We start from the raw sequence: 22,695 nt of genomic DNA on the forward strand, positions 1-22,695 counted from the left end.
CGGATGGGGAATGTGAACGTGAACGTATTGCTTGAGTCGCTCGGCCTGTATTCAATCGCCGGACTCATGATTGTCGTCGGTCTCGCTGTCTTCGAGGTGACGACACCGTACAGCAATTGGCGCGAGATTCAAAAAGGAAACATCGCCGTTGCACTTGCGACCGGCGGGAAAATCGTCGGTCTCGCCAACATCTTCCGCGTCGTCGAGAGCCATCACGACCAGACGATGGATGTGTTGGTCGGGGGGAGCTTCGGCTTCTTCCTTCTCTTGACGACGTATTGGTTATTCGAATTTTTGACGCCGTCGCTCAAAGTGAACGAGGAGATCGGGAAAGGGAACATCGCCGTCGGCCTGATGGCGTTCCTGCTCTCGATTGGGGTCTCGCTCGTCGTCGGCGCGGCGTTGGTGAGGTGAAGACATGGTATATGAAAGACTAGCAAAGATTCTCTTCATCGGGGCCGGCCTGTTTTTAGTGGCAGCGGCACTGTGGTTTATCTTTTATTGAGGGAAAGCGACGTTTTCGGACGTCGCTTTTTTTGAAAAGGGGAGACAAGTGTGGCAATCGATTTTAACTTTTTGATGACGACGGAAGACTATGTGCTCGAGACGGAGTCGTTCCAGATGAAGGGTGTCACCAATTATCCACTCGAATGGACATTTTTCGGGGCAAGCGACCCGACGATGTTGCTGACGTGGGACGCGGAACGCGACCGAATCAGTATCCGTTTTGAGCAATATGCGGTATTTCTTGGGACGATCGAGGACCACAGTATGCATGAAGATGGGCTACGCAATGCCTGCCCAATCGTGAAACTGAAGACGTCCCGATTCACACGATTTGCTGCAGAGAACATGGGGACAGAACGTGTCAACACGTACCGAGGTGAGCTATCCCATTATGTGATTCGGACGTTTGAACAAGAGTTTCACGTCTTGGCGTACGAAGACCCGACCGTCATCGACTTGGGGAAAGTTGAAGATACAGGGGTTGTGGTCGAAACCATAGATGAACTTTCTTAAGAAAATCTAGCAGATGCGGAGGAGGATCGATGATGAAGAAGTTACTCTTATCCGTTGCTCTGTTCGCAGGAGAAATGCTTGCTTTAACCGGTTGCGGAGGAACGGACACGGTTGAAACGATTGACGACAGACCCGTTATTCATTTCGATGCCGGTTCAATCATTTCGTCAGCACGCGACCATCAAATCAAGATGCTCACGCTATCGAGTGTTCCGACCGATGTCGTCGCCATATCCGGAGCGGTTAAAGAATTGCAGGGCATGCAAGCAGACAACGACACTTATTTAGCCGAACTGGAGGGCTTGCAACATGAGGATTCCTCGGCCGATGAGTTTAAAGACCTCATTGTCGAATATTTAGAAGCTGAAAACGCGTATATCGATCAAACCATCGAGGCCTTATACGGTGGAGGCACGAGCCGCCCAAGTCGATTTTCGATGGAGTCGCTCTACTCGCGAATAAACGCAAAAGTGTCAGACTTCCGATATGAGTCCAAATAAACGGCTATTTCATAAAGTCAGAGTATGAAAACGTGTATGCAGAAGATGTGATACACGTTTTCAGCCTCTATATCAGCGTATTCAAAAACCCTCAATCTTACAGATTACATCGCACAGCCCTAAACGCAGCTAGGTGACGTAATTCGTAGTGAGGTTTTTTGATTTTTAGTTGGTGACAGAAATCAACCCTTAAGAAGGCAATCAATCTAAACTGAAATGTTTCTCTAGACGAGCTTAAAGGAAACAGTATATAGCTGAGTAGGATTTTAGTGATGATGAGTGCTATAAAAGGGGACGAGGTGTGGACCATGTTGAACGGGGCAAAATTTTTCGAACAGTTAGTGATCAATGTCGTGAAATTGCCAGGGGTGAAAGTAGATCGAACAGAGTTTTTAGCAAAAAGTTTTAGTAAGCAGGTGACCGCAAGACAATTAGCAGACATCCTTGAAAAAGGACCGGTTCAATCAAACGTTTCAAAAAAGTTAATTCGACGAGTCGCAAAGAAGACCATCTTGAATCGAACGATGAAAAGTTCATCGGCTTCGTTTGCCGCGGGGTTACCTGGTGGGGTGGTCATGGCGGCCACTGTTCCAGCGGACACGGCTCAATTCTTTGGTGTAGCGCTTCGAGTGGCTCAAGAAATTGGTTATATCTATGGATATGAAGATTTTTGGAGTGAGAATGGCCTAGATGTCAATCGAGTGAGCGGAGAATTGATTTTGTTTCTCGGTGTCATGTTTGGTGTTGGCGGAGCGACGGCCACCATTAAAGTGTTGTCTTCGCAATTATCCAAACAAGCATTAAAGAAAATTCCGAATCGAGCAATGATGCAGACGATTTATTATCCGATTCTTAAGAAGATGGGAAGCTACATCGGATTGAAGATGACGAGAAAATCTTTCGCGCAAGGGATTTCGAAAGTGATTCCGATTGCTGGAGGTGTGATTTCAGGATGGATCACGTATTCATCCATGCATCAAATGGGAAATAGACTACTGACAGCACTTGAAGAAAGCATGGATCTCTCTGATGAGGAACTTGTAGCGAGTATCAAAGAGATGGAACAAGAAATTCCGAATATGACTGAGAAAGATTTCGGGATTTTGCAAGCGAGTGTATAAACAAGGAGACGGAAATATGTCTGGCAGACGGTGACGAGCGGTAGAAGGACATCATGAGTGTAACGGAGGAGACGACATGAAATCGTATGAAATTGAGTTCCATATGATCAACGATGAGGTGTTGACGCAAGTGGTGGAAGCGGAGAGTCGCTATGCGGCGCTCGAATCGATTTATCAGTCGTTCCGTCATGCGACGGACGGATTCGTCCAGTTCGAGGATGAATGGATCATTTTTCTCGACCATGTCGTGTATGTGAAGGCGTTTGAGATTGTGGAGTAGGGGGTAGCTATGGTGAAGCATAACAAGTTGGTTCGAGACCGTGTGCCTGAACTGATTCAGGCAGAAGGGAAGCAGGTCATCGTCAAGCACTTGAATCAGGCCGAACATTTCGAACAAGCACGACTGAAGCTATATGAAGAATTAAAAGAGTATGAAGATGCGAATATTGATGAGGAGTGCCTTGAAGAGCTGGCAGATATCCTTGAACTCGCGTATGAACTAGGGAAGATGCATGGGGCTTCGTTTGAAAAGATGAATGCGATTCGTGCCGAGAAGCGGGAACGGAAAGGTGGATTTGAGAAGGGAGTGTTTTTGGAGGAAGTCTTAGATTAATGAAAAATCACGCATCCGAGAAAGGATGCGTGATTTTTTTAATTCATTGGTGGAACCTTAAGGTGATGGTGCTCTTGGTTACCCAGTTCTTCAGCATTGATTTTATATTGACCAACGGCTAAACAATGTGCTTTCTTTAGGCTTCTTAAGTCTTCAAGTGAGACTGCGCCGATACGGTTAGCAATCACTTTTAATTCACTATCAGCTGGTGCAAAGTAAATCTTCGTGGCGGCATTATCTAAAATCGCAAGTTCTTCTTTATCGAAGTTGCTGAACGATTGTGTAGCAAACCAAGCAGACCAACCGAACTTCCGACCTTCTCTTAGGATTTTCTCAGAAGGAGATCCTTTTCGGAATGATAAGTTCTGGGCTTCATCTAAGATGACCGGCATTGGTCGGCCTTCTGAACCAGATAAAGAGTAATACCATAGATCCCAAAGAATAAATTCAGCTAATAGCTTTTTGATTTCATCTTGGTCATATCCTTCAAGTTGAATGACTGTCACTCCGTTATTGCTGTCAAAAATCTTACTCCAATCGTTATCTGATTCATAATCGAATGGGTCCATATCAACCATTTGTGTAAGGCGACTGATGACAGATTGGACAGTAGATTTCGAAGAACTCTCAAGGTTTTCTAGTTCTTCGATGAGTAATTCCATTCGCATGTCATCGCCATACTTTTCAATCCCGTTTTTTGTTGCCATATAGATGGCATTTTTTTGTTGGTCTCCCAATCCTCTGTATACAGACGCGAACACGGCCGCCACTCTTGTAGCGACAGAAGTAATCTTCTCCGGTTCTTTGTGCCCGCTGATTTCTTTTTCTCGTCTCTTGAACGGATTCAATGGGAACGATTCATGGTAAACGATACGTTCTGTAAGTTTAGAACCCATACGATTCACAAACGTCTCATCGAGTTGCCCCAATGTATAACTGTTTGAGTAGTCGATGACTAAAGCAGACTGATTCTGTTCAACCAATTGCAAGAGGAGCGACTGGACGAAGTAGGTTTTCCCTTGCCCTGATCGTCCGCCGATCAGTAGATGTCTGTTTGATAGACGGGGATGACCATACTCCCAGTAATATTCTTTATTAAATTCGCTTCCTAATAGCAATCTAACATCGCTTAAGCTATTTACTGCAGATTTAATGGGAAGAGTTGCTGAAGCAGTAGGTTCAGGGACCAGAATCTTTTCCTTTCCGCTTATAGAAACGTTGCTACCATTGTTTGTTGTATTAACGTTTTTATTACTCTTTTTTTCAATATGTGTAACCGGCGTCTTCGAAGACATCGCTATATTTTCGGAAACAGTAGTATTGGATTTGTCTTTTTGTTTAGTGCTGAGTGAATCCAATGGTTGTGTCAGCACCTCGTAGCCATATTGTTCAGGTAATTCGAGAATGACTACTCCTTGATTCCTCGAACTTCGCACTGACTCTGAGTGCTTCTTGAAAGAGACGAGGACGCCGTTTCCAAATTTGGCTCGTTTCTCATCAACGATTTCAAAGTCGTCGTTCATTAATCGATCAATCAAATCAGCGCCTAAGCAATAGTCCTTACTTGTCCAAATCTCATTCTCATGCATTTTTTGAGCGTTGTTAATAAAGAGTCTAACGAAGTAATTTCTTAAGAATTTTGCATCAAATGTAGTCAAGTCAAGTAGATGGTCATTCAAACGAGTTTTCAATTCGGAAATTTGTGAAATTCCTTTTGTCACGACAGAATTGTCATTTAATCCGATTTTTACTTCTACCGGGAACAGATGGACTTTTAAATCTGATTCGTTGATCTCAAGACCAATCATCAGTAAATCATCACTACAGTTCCCTTGGCGTCCGATTGTCTTACCGGAGAACAAGCCAGCACGCTTGCTTAACTTCACGTTACCTGTTACTCGAACAACTTCCTCCATAGAGATTGGGACCCAAACTGTATTGTCTTCGTTGAACAGCAAGAGCGTCTCTTTAATGGCCGAAACGATGCTCATCTTTTCCCGTTTGTCGTGGCCTCGCCCTTGAACGGCGCGAAGTAACCATTCGCCGTTGAACGTATTGAAGGCTCGAATTGTCTCCTCAATCTGATTTTGAGAAGAGGTGACGCCTTGAGAACTGATGAACTCTTGGATAACGTTAAAATATTGATCTGATTTATCGGTGACTGTGATGGCGTCGTATCCGTTCGTAGATGAATACTGATCGCTGTAATGTACAATAATTAGATTATCAGAAGAAGATTTAAAGAAATCTAATCCTACTGGCGGGTCGATGAACGTCACCCAGTGCGAAGAACCATAAATTTTTTCGAGTTCATCTTTATCAGCAACATCTATATGCATCGTTAACGAGACATCTTTCATATATGAGCTATGACCACCATCTCCCATATTCGCGGTCAGCTCATTAAAGTGATGCCCAAATCGCGTCATAAGACTACGATTAGTATCAGCCCCCGCCGTACCAAATCCGACACGGTACCCAGTGTCATCGCTTTGAACAGAAGATACAGTAGTGAACAGTCCGTCTAAGTTCATACTACTGGCCAATTCGCGCATGGGTTGACGTACAATTCTTGATTCATTCCCCATTTTATAAAACGAAATATGAGCGTAATAGACAGGAGCGTCAAGATTTAGTTTCCGATAAAAGATAGATTGCTGGAGAAGGTGCAGTACTTCATTCGTATCAAACTCATGAATGGATAAATCAACCCCTAATTCATCTTTAAGTTGTTCTGCTGACTTGATATCGTTTAATTTATCAAAGGCACTTAAGCTGGAGGTATCGGGAGTATATAACGATACTTCTAAGGTTTTTATCGACTCTAGACTGCCATTTAGGGAAATCTGTTTTTTGAACCATGTAATGATACCTTTTAAAATTTCATCATCATTCATTACGTTTATAACATTCACACAGAGTGGGGAAGATTTTTGAATCGAGAATAAATAATCATAGTGTTCAGTGAAATGATTCATTTTCTCCTCTACGACTTTTGCTAAGTATGAGTTGGTTTCACCTATACTTACTCGCTCTCGTAACGTATATTCGTGCCACTCTGGCAATGGAGATTGGTCTGTCGGTTTAAGAAGCATCTCGTACATGTTGTAAGCATATGGGACTGTATAACTAGCTTTTAGCTTTTTCAAGATATTTGGATCAATGTCTTCAGATCCTAACGATTCATTTACTTGCCACTGATATGCGATATTTAGAGGTGAAAATGGCGTCAGCAGCATCCCATCAATCGTTTCTAGTTGGCCTAGACGATATAAGTTTCGTTGTTGAACAGTCATCAATGACTGAGAAGGAATGTTCTCAATTTCAATCAAATAGTCATTCACAAATGCATAGGCGGCCGCCTGAACTTCGTCATCGTAAAATAATAACGAAGGAATCGTACCTTTTCTTTTAATTGTATTTAAAAAAGCATCGTAACTGTTTTCAACAGTAGCAGGAATGTCTAACTGAATGCTTTCAAAAGAATCATCAGAAACTTGTTTTCCGTAGCGGACATTGTTGTCTAACCAATCTTGCTCCATTTTGAAAAAGTTTCTCTCAACGGATCTCGTCGAGTATATACGTTGGCCGTTATGCACTGTTTTAAAGTCTAAATCAATCTTGAACGACATTTCGTCTTTGCGCTTTCTCATCCAAATACTTAGTCCATCTAACGGCATAGTTTTCAACATGTCGTCTTTGATTGCAAGAGGGATTTCGACATTGTCCAATAGGATAGAGAATTGAAGACGCGACTCACCTTCGTCTAAAACATTTAAAGGTAGATTAATGACGTCATGTTGGTAAACCGTTAGGGCTTCAGGGGAGTCAATTACAACTTCACTAATGTCACCATTACCGTCGCCGAGCATGATTGTATTATGACCATCTAAAATTAAACGGATGGCTTGCTGGCTCATCGGTGTTGTATCAATCAAATATCTCGTCTGATAAGGCAGTAAAAATTCAGGGCTCAGTGGTACTACAGCGATATTATATGAATAGGTAGTAGATGACTGTCCTTCATGCCTATACCCGACTTTTGAAAAGGTAACTTGATTAGAATCAACCTTTAGCGTGGTCACAAGTGAGTGACCAGAGCTTGTTGTGCTTTTGGCACTTTTACTGTCCAGAAATTGTTTCGATGTATGACGATCAAAAGGAAGTTGGATTTGGACGTCTTTTGTATCTTCAGATGCAAAGATGAGAAGATGCCAAGTGCGTTGACCAGACTTTGTTTCTGATTGAGGTCTGTTCCAAAAATGTGAGTTAGGAATCTTTGAACCGTTTATTTTCGCTGTCATTTTTTCAGGTATAAATTGGATATCTCGATTCGATTTGGCTTTTTCTTCCCATTTTCTCAAAATGTCATAGTCAGCTTGTTGCCAAGTGCCCTCTTTTAATTTTGACGCGCGATTATCAAATCGTTCTTCTAATTTTTCACGCGTGTTGCCTAGCGTAAAGTATCTTTCTACATCTTCAAACAGTTCATGGTTCTCAGATAAACGAGTCTCGATTTGTTTACTCATCTTTTTCCAAGAAGAAGACAAGTATTTTTGCTCATCTCTCTCACGAATAAGTGAAGAGAGTTCTCCATCCTGAAAATATTGTAATGAAGTGTAATCTTCCATATCCAACGTATCTTTGTGAAGCAGGCCTAATATATCAATAAAATCTAAGAATGAGCCATTTGTGATTTGTGTTTGGTGATTGCGACGTTTTAGATAATCTGAAATAATCATCTGTTCAGATTTTGCTAATCGACTGCTTGCCAACTGACTGTTTAAGTGTTGAATGATTTTGCTGATATGCAATGGGCGACCCTCAGAAGTTAAGTCAAGACTACCTCCACGAATGGAGTCATTCAAGTTGTCAGTCAAAACTAAGAGAGAAGTGTTCGCCCACTGACCAATCTGTTCGCTCATTTCATTTCTCAAAGTAACGAGGAAATCAATATCTGTATCGAAAGAGCTAGCCACTACTAATTTCCCGGATGAGAAATTTAATGAAGTAGTAACGTAGTCCTCATTACCAAATGGGTGTTTGTACATGAATCTATTTGCTTCATTCAATTCTGATATGGCATCGTACATTTCTTTGACATCCTGTTTGGAAGGAAGATAGACATAATAACGGTCCGTTCTTCTCTGCTTAATTTCGCTTTCGAAGAAATCAAGCAATTGTTGCGTGATGAACTTATAAAATTGATTTGACATACTGTGCATCCCCACTATCGCTTTTCTTTTCAAGGTAGTTTAATTTATCTAGCAATCCTACAATCTCTTCTTTTGAATGGTGATCGAAGAATAAGCCTCTCGCTTCGAGTTCATGCCAGAGTTTGTTCAGTTCGATTTTTTCTTGTTTGATTGAACAAGCGATTAACGCCAAAAGTTGTTCTTGATTGACAGCAAGCAATGAACCTAATGAGCCACCGTGCTTTTTATAGAATTTTAAAACAAATGCGTCAAAAGCTGTAGGGTATCTTGATTTATTTTCATTACTTAATCCAGATGAAATAGACTTGGCTAAGTCTCGGAATGCCTCGTCTAATGTTTTTTCTGGAGTATAAAAAGGAGTCTCGATAGCAGTGTAGATAGTGTAGAAATTATTCATCCAATCATAAAGAGATTGAATGTACGTAGCTACGGCATCCTCACCGGTTGATGTCAAAAGTTCATCGAGATGATGGTAGTACAAATTTTTTTTTGCTTTAATAGCAGGTATCTGGCAGACAATATTCAAGGCATGCTCGTGTTTATAAAAGTCTTCTACTTGTTCCTTTAATAGTTTATATCCGCTCATGTAACTAGTTCTCCAGCGAGCTCCTTTTTCCCATTCCATCAAAAAGAAGAGTGGCATTATTTTCTCGTGATTAAACTTTGTAAAACGATTTGTTTGAAGAACCGTTTGAGAAATCACAATAAATGTGTAATGAACCAATAAGTGATTTAAGTTGTCTAAAAAGAATTTTGGATTCTGAGATAGATGAATCAAATCTTGTTTGAACTGATTTTTTATGTTTGGAAACAGACAAGGGTATGGGCTTGAATATGAGCCTTCTTTTTCAAATTGAGTGCTTCGGAAGATTTGTGTTAGTAAATCATCGTTGTCATCGTCAGTAAAAAGTGGTGAAAGTACGTCTTCATTCCCTTCAATGAGGGCACCATATACATAGTTAATGAAATCAATTTGTCCCTTTCGTTCTTTCTTTTCGCTTAATGTTAAAAGTGGCAATTGCGAAAGTCTTGAAACGTCTGCCTCTTCTACTTTTCGTTGTTGACTCTGCAAGAAATGCTGAAACCATTCATAAGTTTCAGGTGAGTCAAATTTACCTAGTGATAGGATGTCGCTCATGTCTAAATTGTCTTTTTCAGGAACAATCGAATCATTAGAAAGCAACCTTGCAAGTCCTCCTGTTATTGGCCAAAAACCATTTTCGAATTTTGATCGTTCAGGTTCACGGGTAGGTAAGGGTAAAACATACGTATCTTTACGTCTGGCGTATCGATAACCTTTATTCTGAATGAAGAATGATTCAAGTTTTGACCAGTTGAGTGAAAAGTCATTTAAATGTTTTCCGTTCGTCATGTCACTGTTTCACCTTTCTTACTTCGAACTTAGACTTACTGAATTTATTAGGCTTTGTCAGTTCGACCATGGATCCGTTATGAGTGGACACTAATAAAATTGATTTTGATTTATCCGTGTAACGAATGAGTTCTTCATAAAAATCGACAAATTGAACTGCGTCTCGCAAATCGCTTCGATTTGGACGATAACCATCTTTAATTTTCACTAACAGGATGTACAGTTTATAGTCTAAATCAAACAAAATCTCTTTTCCGCTTACTTCAAAACCGAGACGTATGAATGGACTGAAACGATAAAAATCAGATTCTTTATTTTCAGAACTTGCAAATAGACGGTCGTCTACGATTTCTTCAGCTTGAAACGGATAGGCGACTCTATATTCATTATTCGTTCCGTCAATGTACAGGTAATTTTCTCGAGGGGAACCACGCCACAAGTACATTACCTTTCGAATCAGCCCAAACAAAGCTCCGAGATTCTCACCATCTCCTACGTAGTAAGCATTTAAATAGTTTAAGAAATCTAAATAAGGTTGATCGATTTCTTGTGGATTCAAGAGCGAATAGCTTCGAATTAGAAGTGAACCAAGCGCGTTCATTGATTCTACGTTTTCAGGCGGATGATGAATAAAGCGATAGACATCCGCCATATCACCTAAAGCATCCTTTGCAACGTCTTGAGGTTGTTGTGCCAACACGTATTTCGTTATCAATTGATCGAAAAAGTTGATTCGGAACGAAAGAGGATCAATTCGGTGTAAGGCGTTCAATATATTTGATCGGTCCGGATGTCCAAAAATAAGATTCGGTAGTGCTGCATTTGGATTATCTGATTCAAAAGTCAATGTTGGTGGGACGAGGATATCAAAAATAAAGTTGTAGAATGCTCGAGTCGATATAATTAGTTTTTCTTTCACCATTATTTGGATGACGATGTTTTCTACCGATTTCCTGACCGCTGGATTGGATAGGAAATCATAGTTATCATGAATGATTGATTGAGTACCACGATTGATATCATCACGATAAGCAGAATAAAAAGGGTTGTCACTCGACGGCGAAACCACTTTTTCTAAAATATTTGAGAAGAACACGGACTGTGCACCATCTGTCCCCAAGCTATACGTTTGGTAGCCGGCTATATTCAATAAGTGAAGTGACTTACTCGAAAAAACGATACGTTCCCCATTTCCAAAAATATCAGAGTTATCAATAAAATTTCTAAGCAAATCGTATCGATTTTCGGAAGCGGCAAAATTATAAAAGTTGTGAAGAACCCCAAGGTTAATGGCAATCAATAAATGTTTAGTTTTTGACTCTTGGTTGTAAAAAGAAGCAAGAACACTATCTAACGTTTCAATTGAGTTTTTTGATGGATCAAACGACTCAGTAGAATCGTTGTGAATTCTAAAGTCTTCGACTAAGTGAGGATGTTTTTCTTTGATAAAGGCGAGCAAATGACTTTTTCCGTCTCCTACACTTCCGCTCAGCAAAATCAGTTGTGGTGTAGATTCGTGGCTAATTTTCTCCAATGTTTCGATTAGAGAATGTTGAATTGGTCGATCGATGTGCATGTACTCTCGAAACTCTCCAAAACTATCCGCATTGACGACTGATTCTTTCGAAGAAGATTGAAGCATCTTGAGCTTTTCGAGTAGCTTGCTAGTTGTGGTGTTACGATTGATACTTAAAGGAGAAATACCACTTCCGATGAGTATATTTTCTTTACTCGAGTGTGTCTCGCTATCAAGTGGCTCCATTACGCTGACATCATTTTCTACCGTTTCTTCCTCAGGAGTTTGTTCGTGTATTTCTTCAGTCGATGGTTCTGTTGTTATAATTAGTTCCTTCTCATTCTCTTCAACGTAATTTATCGGTGTTTCTTCTTTTGTAAGGTCATGGAGATGTGATGAGGTTGTCGTTTCATTGAGATATACCTCAGCCAAACAAATCAATTTTTCAAAAGCTTCTACCGTCTCAACCCTTAAAAGATTGCGCTTTGTATATAGATTGCTTAATTCTATGTAACGATGAGCCCATTTTAACTCTTTCATGGATGCATTTAATTCCACTTTTAGTTTTTGCCAACCGAGCTTGATAACGTGGCGCTCAAAATATCGTTCGGATAATGCCGGACGATTAGTGGAATTTGCAAGTGTATGCATGCGTTTCAGAGTGAGGGATTGGAAAATACCATCTAGGTAAACCATGGCTTCTGTAGGGGAATCGGTCATCCACTTTTTAAACTCTTCGTAAGTGAATTTCGTGTCTTCCTCAGGAACTAGGTTTGTAACTAAAAAAGACCAGATTTTTTGGGTGTTCATTGTTATTTCCCTTCCTGTATTAAAATGATATTTTACAAACATTGTAACAAACTATAGAATCATTAGCATTGATTCTGAATAATCTCTTAACGACCATAAAAAATATTCTCTAAGGTGTAAGACTTATAATGATTTTCTTCTTTTGGTTATGTAAAATAAAGGATAAATAATTATAAATGGGGGTAATACCATGATTTATAATAAATTGGTGAGGGATAAAATTCCTACAATCATTGAGCAGTCTGGGAAAACGGCAATACATAAACAACTTTCTAATGAAGAACATATTAAATTTGCAGGTTACAAACTATATGAAGAAATCAAAGAGTACGAAGAGACGAACATCGATGAAGAATCACTCGAAGAACTTGCTGACATTCTGGAACTCGTTTATACGCTTGGAAAAATGCATGGTGCGAGCTTCGAAGAGTTAAATCGCATCCGTGAGGAGAAGCGTGAGAAGCGAGGCGGCTTCGAAAAAGGTCTCTTCTTGGAAGAGGTCCTTGATCATGAGTGAGATACGTCTTCATACAAGCCATTTACGAATTCCATTACAACACCAAATCAATGCGGCGACTGAAATCTATATGGTCGTCGCGTTTGCGCAAGTATCGGGTGTTCAAGAACTCGTCGCTTCACTTAAGCAAGCAGTCCATCGCGGTGCCCAAGTCCGCATTCTGATTGGAGATTATCTCTATTTGACGAACCCGGACGCGCTTGAAATGTTAATGAACATTCAAGGCGTGGAACTACGGCTCTATCGATCGAAAGGTCAGTCATTTCACCCGAAGGCATATTTGTTCCGCACACAAGATGGAGGGACGTTCTTTGTCGGCTCGTCCAACCTGTCGCATAGCGCCTTGAATCGAGGTGTCGAATGGAACGTCGAGATACCGGCGAGCATCTCGGAGGACGTGTTTGAACAGTCGGTCGATGCGTTTCATGAGCTCTTTTATAGCGACTATGCCCAAATCATGAACGCCGTCTCGTTGCAGCCTTATCGTGAAGAGTATTTGGCTCGACAAGATCGGATGAAGGAAGCTGAGCAAATTGCAGCGCCGGGCCCGGTTTATATCGAGGACGATACAATCACTCCCAACACTGTGCAAGACGCTGCTTTGAAGGCGTTACGCGAGACGATGGACGAAGGCAGACGCAAAGCGATGCTCGTGCTCGCTACCGGACTAGGAAAGACGTACTTGAGCGCCTTCTTCGCCCGTCAATTTAAACGAGTGCTTTTCATTGCCCATCAAAAAGAAATTTTGCTTCAAGCTGAGGTATCGTATAAGAAAGTCGCGAGCGAATGGAAGACGGGATTATTGCTCGGAGGTGACTCGAGAGATGAGGAATCGGCAGATGTCTTATTCGCTTCGATACAAACGTTGGCATCGAAACATCGGATGCAACAGTTCACACCAGATCAGTTCGATTTGATTGTCGTCGACGAGTTCCATCATTCGGCGGCACCTTCCTATCGGCGTGTCCTTGACTACTTCGAGCCGAAGTTCTTGCTCGGATTAACGGCAACGCCGGATCGGTTGGACGGGGGAGACGTCTATGCTTTATGTGATGACAACGTTGCGTATCAGATGCACTTCACCGAAGCGATTGAAGAGTCGTATTTGACACCATTCCATTACGTTGGGATTTATGATGAGATTGACTATTCGCAGATTCGACTGATCAACGGTCGTCGCTATGATCAGGACGAACTGTTGGCGGAGCAGTTGAAGGAAAGCGTCGCTCAAAAAATCTTTGATGCCTGGCGGATGCATCACCAGACCAGAGCTCTTGGCTTCTGTTCGTCGGTCACTCAGGCTGAATACTTGGCCGACTATTTCCGCCTGCAAGGTGTTCAAGCCGTAGCTTTACATAGTCAGGCAGAATATGATCGTGCTGATGTGATGCGTCAATTGAAGCAAGGACATCTCGATATCATCTTCGCGGTCAACTTGTTCAATGAAGGTGTTGATATCCCGGAAATTGATACGCTATTGTTCTGCCGCCCGACCGAATCGTTGACGGTCTTCACGCAACAGATTGGTCGTGGATTACGTCTATTGAGTGGGAAGACGCACTGCACCATCATCGATTTGATTGGGAACTATAAGAACATCGATAAAAAGTTGGCGCTGTTGACGACGAAGCGGCAGCCGATTGTCAAAGCACTTCCTACAGATGTGGATTTACCAGGCGAATGTACCATCGAATTTGATTTACATGCCATCGATTTATTGAAGCGAATGGTCACTCGTTCTTCGACACGGCGACAACAGTTGGAGCGGAATTACTTCATGGTGAAAGAAGAACTCGGAAGACGGCCGAGTTATCTAGAGTTGATTCAACGAGGCGAATACTCGATGGATGCCTATCGCTCTGAATGGAAGAAAGATGGAGGGTTTTACGGGTTCCTCAATCGGATGGGGGAGCTGGATGAGGAAGAGAGTCACCTGTTTGAAGAGGCGAAGTCGCTATTGCTTGAAGTAGAATACACAGACATGACGAAGAGCTATAAGATGATTGTGTTATCCATCATGTTAAGTCGTGGGGTCGCGGGATGGCTTCAACCACTCTCAGCTAGCGAGGCGGCTCGTCCATTCTATGAGTTCATCAATGAATTCCCATATCGTCAGCAGATTGACGGACAGACGAAAGACTTCCAATCCCCGTTCCATCAACAAAAGATTGAAAAGTTACTGTTGCGGATGCCATTTGATAAAATAGCTAAAGGACCGTTCTTCGTATCAGAGGAGTCATTACACATCGAGCATAATGAAGCATTTGCTCATCCTTTAGTTTACGAATGGATCAGTCAAATCGTTGAAGTGCGGCTACATCACTACTTCAGTCGTAAGGCTTCAGAATGAGGGTGGCGTAATTATGGAAGATCGGCTTGAGCGGTTAATTCAGTACATAGATGAGTTCGATAGACAGGGACCTTACAAGATGAACGTACTGAAAATAATGTTAGAGCGAGGTTCTCAAGATTGGTATGCGCCAATTTCGATAACTGAACTCGCAAAACCTTATTATGATTTAGTGAACGAGCAACTCCGTTCTTATACCCTTAAAAATATAAGTGCGGACTTTACAACGAGCTTTTCACAAGCAAAAATGGAACGGCATTTAAGAACACTGCCATTAAAATATCTATCAACAACTTCTACTAGAGTAAGCAATATTTCTCCACCCTTTGAATTAATTGATGATATGTTTTATGTGAGGGAAGAGTACCGTATTGAAGGTCAAGCGGCTCATGATAGAATCATTAAAGCAGTGGAACAAAAGTTTGAAGAGTACTTAGAAGTATTTAGTGAAAGGTGAGGGATAATTTGAAACGCGCACTACTTCGCAAAATCCAATTCGCCCTCCAGCATCATGGCGGGACGGCTTCATTGAAAGAAATCAACGCATATATCGAGCGGTCATACTATCAACTCGAGCTCGATCGGTATAAAGATTGGAAGGCTCACGTCAATAAACAGATTCGGGCCCATTCAAGTGATTCGGCCAGCTTCGCGGGGAAAGAAGACTTGTTTTATTCCACAGGAAATAAAGGCATCTGGGGTCTTCGCCAACCGAATAATTAACCGAAAGCGGAACCATTTCAGTTGGTTCCGCTTTCAATGTTTACAAAACATCACACCCCCTTGTCACAGAATGTTCAATCCTGTAAACTTCGAAACAGTGTGAAAAAAATGTATAAGGGGTTTATCCATGGAAATCGTTCAGCAATTATCGCAAGTACAATTACTCAACCAATTCTGGTTGCTCATGGCCTTCGTCATCCCGATGGTCATTTTATCGCGGATGGTCGTGGCCGGTTCACGGTTCTCACCAATCCTCGTCATCGTCATCTTCGGTCTCGGACTTGGCTTCGCCATGGTCGAGATGGGCATCGCGACACCGGGTCTCCCTGAATTCCCGCTCGTCGACTTTATGTCACGGACGACGATCATCGCGCTCGTCGTATCGTTCTTCGTCGGTGGACAAGAACTTCGCAAGATCTTAAGCAAGCAAGAGCTCGACATGAAAGACATCGTCGTGCCATCGAAAGAAGAGATGTTCCTCGGAACAGGACGGACACAGTTCATCTTCATCCTCCGTTCATTCTTCTTGCTCGTCGGTCTCGAAGGGTTCTTCCGCATGATGATTCAACCGGGCGCGGCAGAGGGCATCATGCTCTATTACCCGATCCTCGCGTTGATCGGTCTCGCGGCATCGTTCCTGTTGATCGACCACAAGGCGCAAATCGACGACAAGAAGGTATACATGCGTAAAGGCGTCATCGAGACAGTCTTAATGCTCGTCATCTTGTTCGTGTCGTACGGCATCGCCGTGGCGGTTCAACCGATTATCGCGCTTCCGCAGATTTTCTTCGCCATGTTAATCTCGTCAGCACTCGGTGCCATCTTCCACAACTGGACGTATGGACCGACCGTCCGTGCGCTTCTGTTCGCCGGGATTCCGGTCGTCTTGGCCGCCAACTTCATGGTCGGTGGCTCGCGAATCGGTGATGCGTTCGCCATCGAAGGCATGAACTCGATTCTCGTGTACGGTTTCTTCGGTCAGTTGTTCTGGATGTTCGGTGGGATTGCGCTCCTCATGTGGTTCGCCCGCACAGGACACATCCGCAACCTCGCACCAGGTATGGCCGGCTCGCTCTCGCACAGTGGTCTCACAGGCGCATGTACGGCTGGTGACTTCGGTCAAGTGGCCGCGAAACGTGCCCCGATCATGATCAACATCCCGTTCTTCGGTCACATCTTCGTGTTCTCGATTTTGGCAGTCAGTGCCGACAACGGGGCGCTCTGGATTTGGCCGACGGCGATCATCGTCTTGGTTGGTCTCACGTTGACTGCCCTCTCGCTCAAAAATTTGCGCGGTGCCAACGGAGAAGACTTCAAAGAAGTAAAGGCGCTCATGCAGTTCTCGTTCGGTTGGCAGATGATGGCGGTCTTCGGTGGACTCGTCCTTCTCACGTTCAGCACGATCGCGTTCGACTACACGACGATGGCTCAATCGTCAGCCATCTCGCACTTCGGTCTCTTTGCAGCTGTGCAAGGTGGCATGTTCGGGACGGAAGCGTCGCTTCTCATCCCGCTCATCTTCTCGATGCCATTCCTCGTCCACCCGATCGTGTTCTACATGTTCGGGAAGGCGCTCGATAATAACGGTGAAATGCCACGCGTACCGGTTTACGCGATGGCGCTCATCGGTGTCGTCGGAGTCTCGTTCGCGATTCTCGGCGTATAACAAACAGCCGCTTCTACAAATGCGTAGAAGCGGTTTTTTTGTATGCCGAAACATCGGACCAATGAATCGATGGGATAAAAAACGGGCGACACGAGGTCGACCGCTTCAAGCTCACCACAACACGGACAACAGCGTCAAAATCGCCAATCCGCCTTGCGTGAGGATAATCTTTTTGTTGCTCGTGATACTGCCGTACAACGCGACGAGCACGATATAGATGAGAAGCATCGTGACGATTTCGATCGACTGGCTGACGAACAGACCGTACAGCAAGCCGACGCCGATCAACCCGTTATAGACGCCTTGGTTCTTGAACAGCACCGATACGGAGTCGCGTGCGAGCTCTTGTTCCGTCATGTTGAAGACACGGGCCGTCGTTCTCGAACGCGTGGCGAACGTCTCTAAATACATAATGTAGAAGAACTCGAGTGCGACGAGCGTTCCGAGGACGAGGGTGAGCCCGGACACGTTAGTTGGCCGTCGCGACTTCCGTCACATGGATAACCGGCTTCGCCGTCACGTAGTTGCCTACGCTTTGAGCGAACGCGATGAGGTCCGGGTTTTGGTTGTGTTGCTCGACGGCCGCTTGATCGGCCCAATTCTCGATCATGACGAAGCGGTTCTCCGAAGTCGTCGATTGATAGAGCTCATAGCCCAAGCAACCGGCTTCTTGTTTCGACGAATCGATGAGCTTGTTGATGTCTGCCAAGAAGTTTTCAAATTCTGTTTCTTTCACATCGAAAATGGCGTTGATTAAGATCATGTGGGTGTCCTCCGATTATTTGAATGATGTGATTTTTTCAGCGTCGAGACGTACAGATTGGTAGCCTTCTTCTGCCGCTTTACCGACCGAGAGGATCATGACCGGCACGTAACGGTTTTTGTCTAATCCGAACGCTTCCGCGAGTTGGTCTTTCTCGAAACCGCCGATTGGGTTCGTGTCGTAACCGTGGGCACGAGCGACGAGCATGAATTGCATCGCGGCGAGACTCGAGTCGATTTTGACGATGTCGTTCATTTCTTGTTTCGACAAGTTTTTGTAGTAGGGAAGGATGGCGCCGAGCTGTTGGTCGCGCACTTCTTGCGGCATTTTACCTTCCGCGACAGCTTGATCGTAAATCTCTTCACCGAGCTCGTAGCATTCCATATCACCGAAGATGAGGACCATCGCAGCCGACGTGTCGTTTTGACGGACGTTGAAGCGGATGAGCGGCTTGAGCGCCTCTTTCGCCTCTGGGCTCTCGACGACGACGAAGCGCCACGGTTGCATGTTGACTGAAGAAGGGGCTGTTGTCGCTTCCTCGATCATTTGAAGCATTTCAAGTTGTGAGATTTTGACGTTCTCGTCGTAGACGCGGATCGATTTGCGACCGAGCATCACGTCAGTGAATGTGTTGTTTTCGAATGTAGTTGCCATGGATATTACCTCTTTCTCTCTTGTTATAGTTGGTTCAGCTTTTGCAGCAGACTCGACAGCTGATTGATTTCTGACTCGGACAGCACTCTCGTAATCAAATGCTTGCCGTGGTCGTGGTCTTGTTCACAGCTCGTCAAGTCATGTTTGGCTTCGTCGGTCAAATGGACGAACACTTCACGATGGTTCGCGGTGTTCCGTTCCCGGCGGACGTAGCCTTTTTCTTCAAGGATCTTCAAATGGCGGGTGATGGCCGCATTGTCGATTTTCATCGCCTGCTGAATCTCGCTTTGAGAACAGACGCCCTTGTCATGCACAATCATGAGCATCTCGTAGCGGGTCAGGCTGAAGCCCGTCTCTTTCTCGAACGAGGTCGCGACGCGTTGGTCCGCCAGTTTGATTTGGTACAGCAGTCGGCTGATATCTCGTAATTCCATCTGTGGTGTCTCACCCCTCTCATTTGATAAGTCAATTATTGACTCGTCAAATGTAAAACATTCATGCCGTGCTGTAAAGGAGAATGCTCACACAAAAAACCATCCGCTCGTGCGAATGGCGATCAGTCTTCATATTTTGTACCGTCAAATCGGTACTCGGTGATGAACGTCGTCTCGTCAAACCCATATAGGCGATCGTGGCGGTTCAAGTCGTCAATCGTCTGGAGCGAATCGAATGACGGATCGCCGGATTGGGACGTGCGTGACACGTTCAAGTAGCGCTCGGTGAAGTCGTCATCCTCATTCGGTGTCCCGTCGAACGAGAAATGAATCGACGTGACGTCGTCCTCGAGTAGGCGGATGACGTCGAGGACGCGCTGCTTCTGAGCATTGGTGTCGTTCCATGCTTCATGCAACATGACGGAGACACCTAAAAACGTCTCTGGATTCAACTCGAAGACGGACGTCGGTTGTCGTCTGTTTACGTCTCGCATGCGTACGACGTCTACAGGCACGTTCGCCCGGACCGTCTCTGTACGTGATAAGACGTTCGCCGTGACGAGTCGGTCGTGTAGCGTCGTCTCTGCCTCTTTAACCCAGTACGTCGGCATCACGTCGTCAAGGATTGTGCCGTCACCATACGTCCGCGCGGAATACGTCCCGCGAAGTGGTTGCCTTTCGAGCTTGAACGTCGCCTTGTACCCAGTCAGTTTCCAGTCTTGTGACACGTCGACATCGACACGTTCTCCGTACGTGGCATCGATGTAGTCCGTATAGCGTTCGGTCGCTTCGCTTCTTCCGTACATCGATCCGGCGACGAGCAAGCCGACGGCCCCAAGCAACAATCTTTTTTTCATTTTTGGTTCACCTCTCGTCCAATGTACCTGAAAAACACGACGCGCGTCTCAGTCCAAAGTCGTATTCAATTTATTCCCAATTCCCTGTAAACTGAAAGTGCCCTTTAAGAACTATTGTATTTACGTGTACTAATACGTATAATACACTTATACCACGTACACAAGAGAGGGTGTGACCCATGTTATATAAAATTGATATGAAAAGCGCAGATCCGTTGTATGAACAAATCGTAAATCAGACGAAGGCGCTCGTCGTCCGCGGGATATTACGGCCGGGCGACAAGGTCATGTCGGTGCGCGAACTCGCGACCGATCTCGTCATCAATCCGAATACGGTCAGTAAGGCGTATCAGGAACTCGAGCGACTCGGCTTGCTCGAGATGCATCGCGGGCGGGGGACGTTCGTCTCCGAGGATTGGATCGATCAGGACTCGCCGCGCGCACCGATTTTAGAAGCAATCAAGAAGCTCGCCATCGATTGCCATTACGCGAACATCGCGCTCACCGAAGCGCTGACGCTATTTGAGACCGAATATAAGAAAGTAGGGGAGAACCATGCTGACAGTCCAACAACTGAGTAAGACGATCGATCGACAGCGCGTCTTAGACGACATCGACTTCACCGTCGGCGCCGGAGAAATCATCGCCCTCGTCGGACGGAACGGGGCCGGGAAGACGACGCTCTTACGCACGATGGTCGGGATCATCCGACCGGATACGGGCGACGTCCGTTACGGCCCAGCGAGCATTTTTGAGAAGTCAGAATTAAAACGTGACGTCATCTTCGTCCCAGACTCGGCCGACGCGCTCAAACATTATACAGTCAACGAGGCGGCCGCGCTCTACGAATCGATTTATCCAACGTTCAACCGGTCAACCTTCAGAGAGACGCTTACTCGTTACAACATCGACAACAAGAAGATCCGTCAGCTCTCGAAAGGACAGAAGGCGATGGTGACACTGTCGCTCGCGTTCGCCGTCCAAGCAAAGTACTATCTGCTCGACGAGCCGACGGACGGGCTCGACGTCGTCGCCAAGTCGGACGTCTTGAAATTGATGATCGCCCAAGTCGAGGCGCGCAACTGTTCGATCATCGTCTCGAGCCACCAATTACATGAGCTCGAACGCATCGCCGACCGCATCATCATGATCGAGAAGGGACGCGTCAAAGCGATCATGTCGCTCGAGGAGGCACGTGAGACGAGCGTCAAACTGCAAGTCGTCTTCAACGACCAAGTACCGGTCGAACTGCTTGAACGGAAAGATATCGAAATCATCAACGTCACAGGCCGGGTCGCCTTGTTCATGGCGAAAGAACGGACGAAGGAACTCGATACGTTCGTCGATGCGCACGACCCGATGCTCGTCGAAGAGATTCCGATGTCGCTCGAGGACATCTTCCGGGTCCAATTAGGAGGTGAGGCAAGTGTCTTTTAAAGTGCTGTTAAAGAAAGACTGGAAACAAGTGTCGTTGTTATGGATGTTGCTCGTCTTCCTTGGGATTGTCGCCTACACGCTTCCAGTATGGACGCAAATGCAGACGTTCGATGAACAAGTTCGAGAGATTCAAGCGAACCCCGAGGAGTATGCCGAATGGTATGGCGACAATGTGACGAATCCGTCGGTTGAAGAATTGTTCAGCCCGGAGTACAGCTACTTTATCGGCGATTTACAGACACTCATCCCATATGGCGGCGTCATCTTCCTCTACATCATCTTCGGCTTCTTGATGGCATCCGTCTTGATTGGCAGTGAACGCAATAGCCAAATGTCTGACTTTGCGATGTCCCTCCCGTTCAACCGCAACCAGCTCTACATATCGAAATGGTTGATTGGGACGAGTGGCATCATCGTCTCGTCTCTCCTTGGCGGGCCGCTCATGCTTTGGATCATCCATACATCACGCTATTCGTTTTTGATGGACGGACACACGTTACAAGTCGCGGGGCTTGTTGGGTTTATGTTGTTGACCGGCATTGCCGTCTTCTCATTGGCGTTATGGATGGGTTCATTCGGCGGGGAGGCTGTCTCGCAAGTGCTCTGGTCGGTCGTCGCCTTATTGTTCCCTGTCGGCATCATCCTGTTGATTCAAGGGTCGATTTACGCGGTCGCTCAAAATACGTCGGGCGTCTACGGTCTGTTCGAACGGGCTATGGAAAGTGTGTTCTTGCGAGTGATTTCACCGCTTGCGAACGTATTTAATGTCGATACGTTCAACATGTTCACGGACAATACGGTGTGGGAAGACTTTATGACGGTGGCGATGCTTAGCGCCATCTGCTTTATCATCCTCTCGTTCGTTCTCGGCTTATGGATGTTCAACCGGGCCCCACAAGAGAACAACGGCCGCTTCTTCATGTTCACGAACTGGCTTTGGCTTGTCCACGTGATCATGGTCGTCTGTTTCGCCATGCTCGGCGGGATCATTCTGGCCAACCTCTCGTACCCGACAAACAGCATCCTTTACGTTGTCGGCTTTGTCATCGGCGGTTTCCTCGCTCATTTACTTGCGAAACGCCTGCTCTATCGCTTGAACTTGAAACTAAAATCTTGATAGGAGGAT

The 22,695-nt window shown here is 44.9% G+C and carries 22 protein-coding genes; 14 read left to right on the forward strand and 8 right to left on the reverse strand.

What is annotated here, in order from left to right; all coding sequences use genetic code 11:
- Positions 1 to 3: 3 nt before the first annotated feature.
- From KNP02_RS07615 to KNP02_RS07640, 6 genes are all read left to right on the forward strand, one after another.
- Complete coding sequence (locus KNP02_RS07615; RefSeq protein WP_034776716.1) at positions 4 to 414, forward strand: DUF350 domain-containing protein; 411 nt, start codon at positions 4 to 6, stop codon at positions 412 to 414.
- Positions 415 to 555: 141 nt separating this feature from the next.
- Positions 556 to 1,020 (forward strand): hypothetical protein, encoded by a 465-nt coding sequence (locus KNP02_RS07620; protein WP_214708014.1) that lies wholly within the window; start codon positions 556 to 558, stop codon positions 1,018 to 1,020.
- Positions 1,021 to 1,052: 32 nt separating this feature from the next.
- A complete protein-coding gene (locus KNP02_RS07625) occupies positions 1,053 to 1,520 on the forward strand; it encodes a hypothetical protein (protein ID WP_214708016.1) in 468 nt (155 codons plus the stop codon).
- Positions 1,521 to 1,828: 308 nt separating this feature from the next.
- The gene (locus tag KNP02_RS07630) at positions 1,829 to 2,641 is read left to right on the forward strand and encodes an EcsC family protein (protein WP_214708018.1); all 813 of its coding nucleotides are present in this window, start codon (positions 1,829 to 1,831) and stop codon (positions 2,639 to 2,641) included.
- 76 nt (positions 2,642 to 2,717) lie between these two features.
- Positions 2,718 to 2,921 carry a hypothetical protein gene (locus KNP02_RS07635; RefSeq protein ID WP_034776722.1) on the forward strand — a complete coding sequence of 68 codons (204 nt, stop codon included), beginning with the start codon at positions 2,718 to 2,720 and terminating at the stop codon, positions 2,919 to 2,921.
- A 9-nt stretch (positions 2,922 to 2,930) separates the two neighbouring features.
- Entirely contained in the window at positions 2,931 to 3,254 is a 324-nt protein-coding gene (locus KNP02_RS07640) for a nucleoside triphosphate pyrophosphohydrolase (protein WP_214708020.1), read from the forward strand.
- A 38-nt stretch (positions 3,255 to 3,292) separates the two neighbouring features.
- Here the strand turns inward: KNP02_RS07640 and dptH are convergent, their stop codons facing one another.
- The 3 genes from dptH to dptF are packed head-to-tail and all read right to left on the reverse strand — an operon-like array spanning position 3,293 to position 12,168.
- Complete coding sequence (gene dptH / locus KNP02_RS07645) at positions 3,293 to 8,470, reverse strand: DNA phosphorothioation-dependent restriction protein DptH (RefSeq protein ID WP_214708022.1); 5,178 nt, start codon at positions 8,468 to 8,470, stop codon at positions 3,293 to 3,295.
- On the reverse strand, positions 8,451 to 9,842 hold the full coding sequence (gene dptG, locus KNP02_RS07650; RefSeq protein ID WP_214708024.1) for a DNA phosphorothioation-dependent restriction protein DptG: 1,392 nt from the start codon (positions 9,840 to 9,842) through the stop codon (positions 8,451 to 8,453). Before dptG ends, dptH begins: the two co-directional genes overlap by 20 nt.
- A gap of 1 nt (position 9,843) precedes the next feature.
- The gene (gene dptF / locus KNP02_RS07655) at positions 9,844 to 12,168 is read right to left on the reverse strand and encodes a DNA phosphorothioation-dependent restriction protein DptF (protein ID WP_214708026.1); all 2,325 of its coding nucleotides are present in this window, start codon (positions 12,166 to 12,168) and stop codon (positions 9,844 to 9,846) included.
- Positions 12,169 to 12,358: 190 nt separating this feature from the next.
- Here dptF and KNP02_RS07660 point away from each other — a divergent pair, with 190 nt between their 5' ends.
- The 5 genes from KNP02_RS07660 (at position 12,359) to KNP02_RS07680 (ending at position 17,424) form a co-directional block, all read left to right on the forward strand.
- Positions 12,359 to 12,685 carry a nucleoside triphosphate pyrophosphohydrolase gene (locus KNP02_RS07660; protein ID WP_214708028.1) on the forward strand — a complete coding sequence of 109 codons (327 nt, stop codon included), beginning with the start codon at positions 12,359 to 12,361 and terminating at the stop codon, positions 12,683 to 12,685.
- The gene (locus tag KNP02_RS07665; protein ID WP_214708030.1) at positions 12,678 to 15,035 is read left to right on the forward strand and encodes a DEAD/DEAH box helicase family protein; all 2,358 of its coding nucleotides are present in this window, start codon (positions 12,678 to 12,680) and stop codon (positions 15,033 to 15,035) included. Before KNP02_RS07660 ends, KNP02_RS07665 begins: the two co-directional genes overlap by 8 nt.
- Positions 15,036 to 15,048: 13 nt before the next feature.
- Positions 15,049 to 15,492 carry a hypothetical protein gene (locus KNP02_RS07670; protein WP_214708032.1) on the forward strand — a complete coding sequence of 148 codons (444 nt, stop codon included), beginning with the start codon at positions 15,049 to 15,051 and terminating at the stop codon, positions 15,490 to 15,492.
- An 8-nt stretch (positions 15,493 to 15,500) separates the two neighbouring features.
- Positions 15,501 to 15,758, forward strand: coding sequence for a hypothetical protein (locus tag KNP02_RS07675; protein WP_214708034.1), 258 nt, complete (start codon positions 15,501 to 15,503; stop codon positions 15,756 to 15,758).
- A 127-nt stretch (positions 15,759 to 15,885) separates the two neighbouring features.
- A complete protein-coding gene (locus tag KNP02_RS07680; protein WP_214708036.1) occupies positions 15,886 to 17,424 on the forward strand; it encodes a hypothetical protein in 1,539 nt (512 codons plus the stop codon).
- A 111-nt stretch (positions 17,425 to 17,535) separates the two neighbouring features.
- Here KNP02_RS07680 and KNP02_RS07685 read toward each other — a convergent pair whose 3' ends face one another.
- The 5 genes from KNP02_RS07685 to KNP02_RS07705 form a co-directional block, all read right to left on the reverse strand.
- Positions 17,536 to 17,892 (reverse strand): DUF1304 domain-containing protein, encoded by a 357-nt coding sequence (locus KNP02_RS07685; protein ID WP_214708038.1) that lies wholly within the window; start codon positions 17,890 to 17,892, stop codon positions 17,536 to 17,538.
- Position 17,893: 1 nt separating this feature from the next.
- Complete coding sequence (locus KNP02_RS07690; protein WP_214708040.1) at positions 17,894 to 18,187, reverse strand: putative quinol monooxygenase; 294 nt, start codon at positions 18,185 to 18,187, stop codon at positions 17,894 to 17,896.
- Positions 18,188 to 18,202: 15 nt separating this feature from the next.
- Positions 18,203 to 18,841 carry a nitroreductase family protein gene (locus KNP02_RS07695; protein ID WP_214708041.1) on the reverse strand — a complete coding sequence of 213 codons (639 nt, stop codon included), beginning with the start codon at positions 18,839 to 18,841 and terminating at the stop codon, positions 18,203 to 18,205.
- A gap of 23 nt (positions 18,842 to 18,864) precedes the next feature.
- Complete coding sequence (locus tag KNP02_RS07700; protein ID WP_214708043.1) at positions 18,865 to 19,275, reverse strand: MarR family winged helix-turn-helix transcriptional regulator; 411 nt, start codon at positions 19,273 to 19,275, stop codon at positions 18,865 to 18,867.
- A 122-nt stretch (positions 19,276 to 19,397) separates the two neighbouring features.
- Positions 19,398 to 20,132, reverse strand: a complete 735-nt coding sequence (locus KNP02_RS07705; protein ID WP_214708045.1) for a hypothetical protein — start codon at positions 20,130 to 20,132, stop codon at positions 19,398 to 19,400.
- A 179-nt stretch (positions 20,133 to 20,311) separates the two neighbouring features.
- Here KNP02_RS07705 and KNP02_RS07710 point away from each other — a divergent pair, with 179 nt between their 5' ends.
- Genes KNP02_RS07710 through KNP02_RS07720 form a run of 3 tightly spaced genes read left to right on the forward strand, consistent with a single transcriptional unit; the run spans position 20,312 to position 22,686 of the window.
- Complete coding sequence (locus tag KNP02_RS07710; protein ID WP_214708047.1) at positions 20,312 to 20,713, forward strand: GntR family transcriptional regulator; 402 nt, start codon at positions 20,312 to 20,314, stop codon at positions 20,711 to 20,713.
- Entirely contained in the window at positions 20,688 to 21,569 is an 882-nt protein-coding gene (locus tag KNP02_RS07715; RefSeq protein WP_214708049.1) for an ABC transporter ATP-binding protein, read from the forward strand. The genes KNP02_RS07710 and KNP02_RS07715 overlap by 26 nt, the downstream gene beginning before the upstream one ends.
- Complete coding sequence (locus KNP02_RS07720) at positions 21,559 to 22,686, forward strand: ABC transporter permease subunit (RefSeq protein ID WP_214708051.1); 1,128 nt, start codon at positions 21,559 to 21,561, stop codon at positions 22,684 to 22,686. The genes KNP02_RS07715 and KNP02_RS07720 overlap by 11 nt, the downstream gene beginning before the upstream one ends.
- Positions 22,687 to 22,695 lie beyond the last annotated feature (9 nt).

It is taken from the genome of Exiguobacterium sp. s40, assembly GCF_018617905.1.
GTDB classification, from domain to species: domain Bacteria; phylum Bacillota; class Bacilli; order Exiguobacteriales; family Exiguobacteriaceae; genus Exiguobacterium; species Exiguobacterium mexicanum_A.